The organism is Methanospirillum hungatei (assembly GCF_020216685.1).
GTDB classification, from domain to species: domain Archaea; phylum Halobacteriota; class Methanomicrobia; order Methanomicrobiales; family Methanospirillaceae; genus Methanospirillum; species Methanospirillum hungatei_B.
In genome coordinates this window covers 1-10,000 of the sequence record NZ_JAIWNS010000027.1, presented here as the reverse complement: position 1 = coordinate 10,000, position 10,000 = coordinate 1, and the positions used below count along the sequence as shown (strand labels likewise).

The following is a 10,000-nucleotide window of genomic DNA, read 5'->3' as shown; positions in this document are numbered from 1 at the left end:
GCCGGTCCTTATCCTGGTCCATGTTGCCTCAACCAATGTCCCCTTTACCAGTGAAAGCAAGGATGCCATAGCGTCCATACCGGAGATTGAACGGGAGATTACCCTTGCGCTGCAGGAACTCGGGCGGGATCTCAAGACCTTCCTCTCACGAAGGGACAAAAGCAGGCTCTCAGAAGAGCGTGCCAGGGCAATCTGTGCCATCATACCCGAGATTGCAACGAAGGTTGCTGAGACCATCGAAAAGCCGGTCCCTGATATCACCCCGATTGAAGGTCAGATCATGCGACGGCTGGTTGCAAAGAAATGGACTGATAACGGGGCCGTGAACGTATCTATTCAGAACTATACCTCACACGCCCTAGACCTGACGCTCTATATCATAACCGCCGATGATGTCAGCACCGCAGATCCTCCTGCCGTCTTTGTTGAAGAGATGGGAACAGACAAGTCCGCGGTCTGGCAGATGCAGCTTGCCGGCGGGGAAAATTGGCAGCTCAGGTATACCGGGACCGGAAATGGTATGATTGACATCAGGGGTGTTGATGAAAAGAAGAAAGTGGTGGTAGATCTTGACCGGTCATAAGGAGAGCATCAGGGAGCATACCCTCAAACGACTGCTTGCCATCCCGGAGAAGTGGTATGAGCAGATGACCAGGGGAGAACTCCCCTCCATCACCATGCCGACCCGGACAAAACGAAACATCGCCTATGATGAAGAGGCCGAGGTATGGAAGTACGGTGACCGGGAACGGCTCCGTGAGGCCGGAACAGAGAAGAGTGCCCTACACATCCTCAAGATGGCGTATGTCATCTGGTTTTTAAAACATCAGATAACAGAAAACCGGTCATCAACACTCAGAGAGTTGTATTACATATCAGAAGGCTGGAAGCGGGCAAAGTTTGCTGCACAAAACGACTCAAATCTGCTGGTGGAAGACCTTGAGATCCTGACCGATGTCCAGCGTGAGCACTTTCACCTGCGACCTGAAGAGGATGGTGCAAGTATCTTCGGTCCGCTCAGAATCCGGGAAGACACAAGACGAGGCACCAGGGAACTGCACTGCCAGGATGATATCGGAGAGTCAGGATACCAGATCCCGACCAATGTTGACTCCCTCGAATTTGTCGAGCATGATGCACAGATGGTCATAGCCATCGAGACCGGTGGTATGTATGCCCGGCTCATCGAGAACGGATTTGACGAGAAGTACCAGGCTATCCTTGTCCACCTGAAAGGACAGCCGGCACGATCGACACGGAGGGTCCTCAACCGGCTGGCCAGTGAGTTTCAGCTTCCGGTCACGGTATTTACCGATGGTGACCCCTGGTCATACCGTATATTTGCAAGTGTTGCCTATGGGGCGATTAAAAGTGCCCATATATCAGAGATTCTCGTCACCCCGTCAGCCCGGTTCATCGGGGTGCAGCCATCAGATATCAGGGATTATGATCTTCCGTCAGACTCGCTGACCGAGCAGGATATCGCGGCACTGAGAGCTGAACTGACCGATCCCCGGTTTGCAGGTGACTATTGGAAAGAACAGATAAATCTTCAGCTCGCATTAAACCTGAAATCAGAACAGCAGGCATTTGCAGCACGAGGTCTTGATTTTGTTACAGATGAATACCTGCCGGCAAGACTCTCCGACATGGGCATATTACGGAAATAATCCGGCACCAATCACTATCCCTATATCCTTTTTCCTCCTGATCATGAGTATGGATGCTTTCTCACTCCCCCCGATAATGCTCCCCCTTCTTATCAACGCTATTATCCTTTTGATCACCCTCCTCTATGGATGCCGGGAGGATATCAGAGAACGGGCAGTTCCGGTAGTTATGTGGTACCCCGCGGCTGCGATTGGCATAGTGATGCTGATATGGTTCTGGTATTCGGTCATCACATCAGGAGATCTTCCCTATATGATGCCGCTTATCCCCCTGATCCTCTTCTTTGTCATTGCATTCTATCTCTTTACGAGATTTCATCTCATGGGGATGGCAGATACCAAGGCACTCATCCTGATCACGGTTCTGGTCCCCTGTTTCCCATTCGTTCCCCTCACCGGCTATCCGCTCTTCGGGTTTCCCCCCTATGTCTTCCTTCCCTTCAGTGTGCTCTTTAATGCCGTTGTCCTGAACCTGCTATTACCGGTGGCCTTCTTCATGATAAACCTCATAAAAGGGAACAAAGCCCCCCTTCCCTATCTCTTCCTGGGTTACCCGGTCAAAGGTGAGACCATAGCAGATGAGTTCGGCATCGTCATGGAACAGTTTGAAGAGGCGGACGGGACTCTCAAGCGATCATTCATCCCGGTCAGAGCAGCGATCAAAGACATGCTGGCCGGAGGAAAGCGGGTGTATACAAAATCCCTAAAAGAAAACCCAACTCAATACAGGAAAGAACTTGAACTCTATAAGAAAGCCGGGACCGTGTGGATCAGTTATGGGGTTCCGTTCCTCATTCCCATCACCGCAGGGTTTCTGACCGCGATGATCGTTGGTGACTTTTTCATGGGTCTCCTCACCCTGATCGCCCCATAGGATACCCGCAAACCACTTTTTTAAAGACCGGGGCAGCCTTTTCATGATACCACTGATCTCATGATTCACATCACCGGAAAAGAGATATCAGATCGCGTTTTTGAGCCAGATAAGGTATATAATAAAAGGAATGAATGACCAATTATAACCCGGTGAAAATATTTGAAAATAGTTCCTGATACCAGCGTCGTTATAGACGGACGCATCACCAATCTAATTGATACCGGAGAATATAACGGAGCCCATATAATAATACCGGAAGCAGTCGTTGCTGAGTTGGAGGCCCAGGCAAACCAGGGAAGAGAAATAGGTTTCTCGGGCCTTACCGAACTTCAGGAGCTCTGCAAACTTGCCGAACAGGGGATAATATCGATAGAATTTGTTGGTGTCCGCCCCTCCCTTGAGCAGGTAAAACTTGCCAGCGGCGGTGAAATTGATGCACTTATCCGGAAAGTTGCCATCGATTATGGAGCCAGGTTTATCACAAGTGACGTGGTCCAGTCTGAGGTCGCAAAGGCAAAAGGCATTGATGTCCTCTATCTCAAGCCACAGGTAGAAGACTTTACTCCGCTTGCCATAGACCAGTTTTTTGATGAACATACCATCGCTGTGTACCTGAAAGAACGGGCAAAGCCGGTTGCACGAAAAGGGACCATCCAGAAGACCGAGACGATGACTCTGCGTGACCAGCTCTGCACGGAGTATGAACTGCGGATGATCGCCCAGGAGATCCTTGAACGGGCAAAACGCGATCCAGATGGATTTATCGAGATCGAAAAGCGGGGTGTAACCGTTGTCCAGATTGGATCCATGCGGATATCAATAACCAGACGTCCCTTCTCTGATGGGATGGAGATTACCGCAGTCAGGCCGATTGTTGACCTCTCACTCGATGATTATTCCGAAGCTGATCTCATAAAGCAGATGCTTAAAGGAGAAAAGCCGGGGATTCTTATCACCGGGCCGCCGGGATGTGGAAAGACCACCCTTGCCCAGGCTATTGCAACCTACCTCTGTGATGAAGGGGTTATCATTAAAACCATGGAACAGCCGCGTGAGATGCTTGTTCCAGACCAGATCACCCAGTATACTGCTCTTGACGGGAGTATGGCCAATACCGCGGACGTGCTCCTTCTGGTCAGGCCTGATTTTGTCATCTTTGATGAACTTCGCAGAAACGAGGACTTTGAAGTATTTGCTGACATGCGGCTTGCCGGTATCGGGATGATCGGAATCATCCATGCCGTGTCACCCCATGAAGCACTCCAGCGATTTGCAGACCGGCTTGACTTCTCTGTCCTGGCACAGATCTTTGGCAGCATGATCTATGTCAGGGACGGGCAGATACACCAGATCTGCTCAACCTCCTTCTCTATGAAAGTCCCGGAGGGCATTGACTCTGATATGCAGATACGACCGGTCACGACGGTTTCAGATGTAAAGACAAACCTTCCGATCTTTGAGATCTTCAGATACGGCACGGAGACTATTGTTCTTCCGGTTGAAGAGGAGGGAGAAGAACCAGAAACTTCCGAGAAGTATGTACCCCCTGAAGAGACCGTCATGCATGCAGAGCCTCGGGAGGAACCGGTAGAGGAGAAGGCACCTGATGACGAAGAGCCGGACGAGGAGGAGGAGACCAATGCCTGGTCCATCACCGAACGGGACATCCAGCGGGAGATAGGCCGATACACCGGTGGTGAGGTCAATGTTGAGATGCTCTCTGCTACAAAGGCAGTTGTCTATATCGATGACCGGGATGTTCCGGCAGCAATTGGAAAAGGCGGAAAGAACATCGCGGCAATCGTCAACAAGGTCGGGGTCGGCATTGACATCAGACCATCATCAGAACTTGCAAAGAAAGTAAAGGCCCTCTCACCAGGATCATCAGACCGTGAGGAACTGACCCTTGGAGACGGGCTGCAGGTCAGAATAGACAAGAAACAACTTTCCATCATCTCTCCGGATAACACCGGGAAGATCGTGGATGTCTTTGCCGGGCGGGAGTATCTCTTTACCGCGACGGTGAATGACTCTGGTGAGATACACCTGGCGAAAAACAGCACCATCGCCCAGGAGATGCTGCGCAGATATAATGAGGGCGAACCCATCAGGCTCAAAACAGTGTGAGGGTGTGAATGACGGAAGAGACACAGGCTTTGGAAGCTGCTATTCGGAAACAATGGGACGGGGTGTTTATTGCCACCCCCTCTGAAAAAAAGAAATTCTACCTGACCGTTGCCTACCCGTACCCGAGTGGGGCTATGCATGTCGGTCATGGCCGGACCTACATCGTTCCTGATGTTGTCGCCCGGTTCTGGCGGATGCGTGGGCGTGAAGTCCTCTATCCGATGGCATTTCATGTCACCGGTGCACCGGTTATCGGTATCTCAAAACGTATAGCCAGGCGGGATGAGAGTGCCATAAAACTCTACCGGGATCTGTACCGGGTTCCGGAGGATGTCCTTGAAACGTTTACCGACCCGCTTAACATTGTCAACCATTTTTCAAATGAGTATGAACGGGTCATGACCCAGGCAGGTCTTTCGATCGACTGGTCACGACGCTTTACCACGGTTGAACCAACCTATAGTAAGTTTATCGAATGGCAGTGGTACCATCTCCGGGAAGCAGGCCATGTAAACAAGGGTGCCCATCCGGTCAGGTACTGCCCGCAGTGTGAAAATCCGGTCGGAGACCATGACCTTCTTGAAGGAGACAAGGCTGAGATCCAGAAGTTTACCCTCATCATGTTCCAGTACGGGGATGCATTTATCCCCTGTGCAACCCTCCGGCCAGAGACAATCTACGGAGTTACCAATCTCTGGGTCAATCCCACGGTCGAGTACGTCAGGGCACGGGTTGATGGAAAGGAGTGGATCCTCTCAAGACAGGCGATGGAGAAGATTGCCCTGCAGGATCATGAGGTCGCCGAGATCGGCACCATGAAAGGATCAGATCTGGTAGACAAGAAAGTCAGTCACCCCTTCTGTGGAGAGGTTCCGATCCTTCCCGCAGTCTTTGTTGATCCAGATATGGCAACCGGGCTTGTGATGAGTGTTCCGGCTCATGCACCCTATGATTATATCGCTCTTCGGGACCTGCAGCGGAAAGGTCAGTATACGGATATCAAACCGGTCGGGCTCATCACCGTTGAGGGGTACGGAGAATTTCCCGCAGTTGAAGCAGTCGAAAAGGCTGATATCATCAACCAGGATGATCCAAACCTTGTCGAACTGACCCAGTCTGTCTATACTGCCGAGCATGCGACCGGAAAGATGTACGAGCAGTATGGTGGAAAACCGGTCAAATTTGCCAGGGAGGAGATCGCAGAGGTTCTGATCGGGAAGCATCACTCATGCATCATGTACGAGTTTGACATACGGCCGGTTGTCTGCCGGTGCGGATCCCGGGTCTTTGTCAAAGTCCTTCATGATCAGTGGTTCCTTGAATACAGTGATGAAGCCTGGAAACAGCAGGTCAAAGACCATCTTGATAACATGGAGCTCGTCCCCCAGGAGGTCAGGGCTGAGTTTTACCGGACTGTTGACTGGCTCAAGGACTGGGCCTGTTCCCGGCGTATCGGTCTTGGAACGAAGATGCCATGGGATCCTGAGTGGCTTATCGAACCGCTCTCTGACTCGACCATCTACATGGCTTATTATACCATAGCCTCCAGGATTAAGCACATTGATCCTGCTCTCCTGACACCGGCGGTCTTTGATTACATCTTCCTTGGAAAAGAGTCTGAAGGACTTCCGGAGCGGGAACGGCTCGATGGTATGAGAAAGGAGTTCCTGTACTGGTACCCGTACGACTTCAGATTCTCTGCAAAGGATCTCATATCTAACCACCTGACCTTCCAGCTCTTCCACCACTGTACGATATTCCCAAAAGATTGTCTCCCCCATGGTATGGTTGTCTTTGGAATGGGCCTCTTAAACGGGGCAAAGATGTCCTCGTCCAAAGGGAATGTGTACCTGCTTGAGGATGCCATCAATGACTTTGGTGCCGATACCGTCCGGATGTTCCTGATAGGTTCAGGAGAGCCATGGCAGGACTTTGACTGGAGAAATGAACTGGTCTCATCCACGAAGAAACAGATTGAACGGTTCGCCCAGACCATCCGTGACGGACTTGCAGCTGATGGCCCGGAGACGGACATTGACCGGTGGCTCATCTCACGGATGCAGAACCATATCTCTTTGGTCACTACAGCGATGGAGAACTTCCAGACCAGGCAGGCACTTCAGGAGGCTTTCTTCGGATTTGAATCAGACCTGAAATGGTATAAACGCCGTCTTGGTCAGAGCCCTGCAGGGAAGAGTGCAATGAAGTCGCTCTGCTCTACATGGGTCAGGCTCCTTGCTCCTATCATCCCGTTCACCTGCGAGGATCTCTGGAAGGATATCGGGGAAGGTCTTGTCTCATTCGCACCCTGGCCTGAATCAGATGCAGCTCTAGTGGATGATGCCGCAGAGATTGCTGAGGAACTTTTAGTCAGAACTGTAGAGGACATCGAGTCCATCCTCCGGATTCTGAAGACACCTCCAAGGAAAGTTACCATCTGTGTTGCACCGTCCTGGAAATGGGACATTTTAACGCTCATAGCCGGAGCACCAGACAAGAAGAACGTCATCAGGGATGTTATGCAGAACGAGGAGATCAAGTCACGGGGTAAGGAAGCAGCAGATGCAGTCAAACAGTGCACAAATCTCTTCCACAAACTTCCGTCCGACCTTGTGGACCGGATTGTCGCACATAAGCCTGATGAGCTGGCAGTCTTCAAGGGAGCAGCGGCGTTCCTTGCTGAAGATACAAAACTTGAGATAGAAGTAATACCAGCCGATGCCTGTCAGCATATGAAGGCAGGATCAGCCCTTCCCTTCAAACCGGCAATAATAATAGAGTAGATTTTATTCTACTGATTTTGCTTTTTTAACCCGTTCCTTGGTGGAGTACCCGGTCACATCATCCAGATATCGCCGGAACCGCTTGTTCGTATCAAGGATGACCTGCTCATCTTCAATTCCCTGCTTTGAAACTGTTGCGATGATGATTGATTTTTTTGCATCTCCCAGTTTTACCTGCATGGATTCAAGGGCGCCATATGAGATCGTATACCACCCGTCTTTTTCTACAGGAGCGGTGCCAAAATGTTCGGTTATCTTCGCGGTAATATTCTCGGGAAGAACCTTGATGTGAGTTCGCTTAACCGGATATTCCTGCATAAGTGTACTCAATGGTTGTGTGATCGGATATGTGTTACAGATGAGAGATCCATACATATAAAGACCCAAAACCAGTATACTGAATCTGCTCGGACCGGCTGTTCAACCTATCCCCTTGTCCTGACATTCCCCGCAAACAGGTTGCAGAAACTCCTGTCATGCTCTCCCTACCTTTATTTATACCATCAGTCTGCAGTACTGATCACGTTTATTCTGGTGGGGATGATCCATGATTTCAGCATATATTACCACACAGGACGGTCTGATTCCGGTAGACTCGTGGGAGGACGGATGCTGGATCAAGGTGGTCAATCCCACGGAAAAGGAAATATCTCTTCTTGTTGAGAAGTATGGTGTCTGGATTGAGTTCTTTACCGACCCCCTTGATGTTGATGAACGGGCACGTTTCGAGGTGGACGAAGGGAATATTCTGATTCTTATCAGATCGCCCCGGCGTGAACCTGAAGAGGCAGCAATACCCTACATTACACTCCCGATTGGTATCATCCTGACTGCGAATGTCATCATCACCGTCACCCTGACCGAAGTGGATGTTCTCGATGAGTTCCTCTCCGGATGGGTCAGAAATTTTGATACCAGGACCAGAACCAGGTTTGCGCTTCAGATCTGTTACCGGACAGCCCTCCGGTTCCTTCGGTACCTGAAAGATATCAACCGGATGTCAAGCCAGATTGAGATGAACCTGCACCGGTCAACAACCAATGACCTGCTCCTTGATCTCTTTAACCTGCACAAAAGCCTCGTTTTTTTCACAACATCGCTTCGGTCCAACTCACTGATGGTTGAGAAGTTCTCCTATTCAAGTATCCTTGAAATGAGTGACGAGGAGCATGATCTCTATGAGGAGATGGTGATTGAGAATAAACAGGCTCTTGAGATGGCGAATATCTATACCTCGATCATCATGGGTATGACCGGGACCTTTGCATCGATTATCAATAATAATGTCAATGTCGTGATGAAACTCCTCACCAGTATTACAATACTGATTTCTTTGCCTACCCTTATTGCGAGCATTTATGGGATGAATGTAACACTTCCCCTGCAGGATGATCCCTTTGCGTTTTTATTTATCATGTTTTGTGCAGTTGCGGCCAGTGCTATAGGGTTATTTGTTCTGGTCAGATGGAAAGTTTTGTGAGATTTATGTAAAAAAAATCAGGAAACCAAACCGACCTGTAAACCTACCTCATCAATGAACATGATTCACAAGAGAAATTATTAGAAGAATAAATGGTTGTATTATGGCCCCCGATTTGATTCAAACCACCATTGATCTTCCAAAATCGTTTCCATGGCTCGTCAATATCAGACCAGATGAGGTCGGAGTATATATTCAAAGAGCAGTAGCGGTAGAACTATTTCGTGAGGAAAAAATTTCTTTGGGGAAAGCAGCAGAGATTGCTGGTTTTGAAACCAAAATGGATATGATAGATGAACTCATAAGTCGGAATATCGGCCTTGATTCTTCTCTGGAAGAAGCTGAAGAAGACCTGAATACTCTTAAACAAATTCTTCACAATAACATTGTTGTTTGATTACTACTCGTTTTCCGATGCGATAAGGAAACCATTACAAAGTTATTCACCTGATACCTTTTTTCTCTTTATGCGTTTTTTTGGATCATCTCCTTGAGTTAGATTTATCTCACATAAGTTGGATATATCTAACACCTTGTGAGAAATATCTCACCGTGATATTATGAACCGGACCGCCATCATCACACTGGAAATTACCATAGCAGCCTTGGCAATTGTCGTTCTCATCGGAACGTACCTCGCATCAGGATTTACCTATGATGCACTTATCTGGATACTTCTGATTGCCCTTGGAATTGGAGCTATGTATCTACTGAAAAAACACAATTCCCCAGAGGTTCGTCGGATCATTGCGGTCATGGGTGTTCTGTGCATTGGGATATCATTCGCCGGATTCCTTACCCCCACACCCCTCCTGCCTCCAACACCAACCATGGGGATGGTTTTTGGTATGGTCCTCCTACTTTTACACTGGAGGATGAAAAGGCAGGATGGTGACCTTGGTCTGCAGGATGAACGATCACTCCGCATCGGGACATATGGTATCGCTTGTTCCTGGTACCTGACGTACATCGTGGTAATCCTCCTTGCCACCGCGATTACTCTTGGAGGTATGCAGGTTCCGGCAGAGTCAGTCATCCTCATTCTCATCATCCTCATGCCCAT

Annotated in this window: 8 protein-coding genes and 1 pseudogene; 8 read left to right on the top strand and 1 reads right to left on the bottom strand. The window is 49.3% G+C overall.

Features of this window, described 5'->3' with window-relative positions:
• The 5 genes and pseudogenes from LDL35_RS01560 to leuS form a co-directional block, all read left to right on the top strand.
• Positions 1-583, top strand: a pseudogene (locus LDL35_RS01560) (DNA topoisomerase VI subunit B); the annotation flags it as partial.
• The gene (locus tag LDL35_RS01555; protein WP_304018803.1) at positions 570-1,670 is read left to right on the top strand and encodes a DNA topoisomerase IV subunit A; all 1,101 of its coding nucleotides are present in this window, start codon (positions 570-572) and stop codon (positions 1,668-1,670) included. The pseudogene LDL35_RS01560 and the gene LDL35_RS01555, both read left to right, overlap by 14 nt.
• Before the next feature lie 43 nt (positions 1,671-1,713).
• Complete coding sequence (locus LDL35_RS01550; RefSeq protein WP_304018801.1) at positions 1,714-2,544, top strand: A24 family peptidase C-terminal domain-containing protein; 831 nt, start codon at positions 1,714-1,716, stop codon at positions 2,542-2,544.
• Between the two features lie 162 nt (positions 2,545-2,706).
• Positions 2,707-4,674: a PINc/VapC family ATPase gene (locus tag LDL35_RS01545; protein ID WP_304018799.1), complete on the top strand. Its 1,968-nt coding sequence runs from the start codon at positions 2,707-2,709 to the stop codon at positions 4,672-4,674.
• 8 nt (positions 4,675-4,682) lie between these two features.
• Positions 4,683-7,457 (top strand): leucine--tRNA ligase, encoded by a 2,775-nt coding sequence (gene leuS / locus LDL35_RS01540; RefSeq protein ID WP_304018797.1) that lies wholly within the window; start codon positions 4,683-4,685, stop codon positions 7,455-7,457.
• A 3-nt stretch (positions 7,458-7,460) separates the two neighbouring features.
• On the opposite strand, the gene LDL35_RS01535 is transcribed toward leuS, so the two are convergent.
• A complete protein-coding gene (locus LDL35_RS01535) occupies positions 7,461-7,775 on the bottom strand; it encodes a DUF5611 family protein (protein ID WP_304018795.1) in 315 nt (104 codons plus the stop codon).
• 229 nt (positions 7,776-8,004) lie between these two features.
• Between LDL35_RS01535 and LDL35_RS01530 the strand changes: the two genes are divergently transcribed.
• The 3 genes from LDL35_RS01530 to LDL35_RS01520 all read left to right on the top strand — a co-directional run.
• Positions 8,005-8,937, top strand: coding sequence for a magnesium transporter CorA family protein (locus tag LDL35_RS01530; RefSeq protein ID WP_304018793.1), 933 nt, complete (start codon positions 8,005-8,007; stop codon positions 8,935-8,937).
• Between the two features lie 103 nt (positions 8,938-9,040).
• Entirely contained in the window at positions 9,041-9,334 is a 294-nt protein-coding gene (locus LDL35_RS01525; RefSeq protein WP_011449871.1) for a UPF0175 family protein, read from the top strand.
• Between the two features lie 163 nt (positions 9,335-9,497).
• Positions 9,498-10,000, top strand: a 503-nt coding sequence (locus LDL35_RS01520; RefSeq protein WP_304018790.1) for a hypothetical protein, incomplete at its 3' end; no start/stop codon positions are given.

What these genes read in the sequence shown, in the direction of transcription:
- LDL35_RS01535 (WP_304018795.1), bottom strand. Translation starts at nt 7,775, where the DNA reads ATGCAGGAATATCCGGTTAAGCGAACTCACATCAAGGTTCTTCCCGAG.
- LDL35_RS01550 (WP_304018801.1), top strand. Translation starts at nt 1,714, where the DNA reads ATGAGTATGGATGCTTTCTCACTCCCCCCGATAATGCTCCCCCTTCTT.
- LDL35_RS01530 (WP_304018793.1), top strand. Translation starts at nt 8,005, where the DNA reads ATGATTTCAGCATATATTACCACACAGGACGGTCTGATTCCGGTAGAC.
- leuS (WP_304018797.1), top strand. Translation starts at nt 4,683, where the DNA reads ATGACGGAAGAGACACAGGCTTTGGAAGCTGCTATTCGGAAACAATGG.
- LDL35_RS01525 (WP_011449871.1), top strand. Translation starts at nt 9,041, where the DNA reads ATGGCCCCCGATTTGATTCAAACCACCATTGATCTTCCAAAATCGTTT.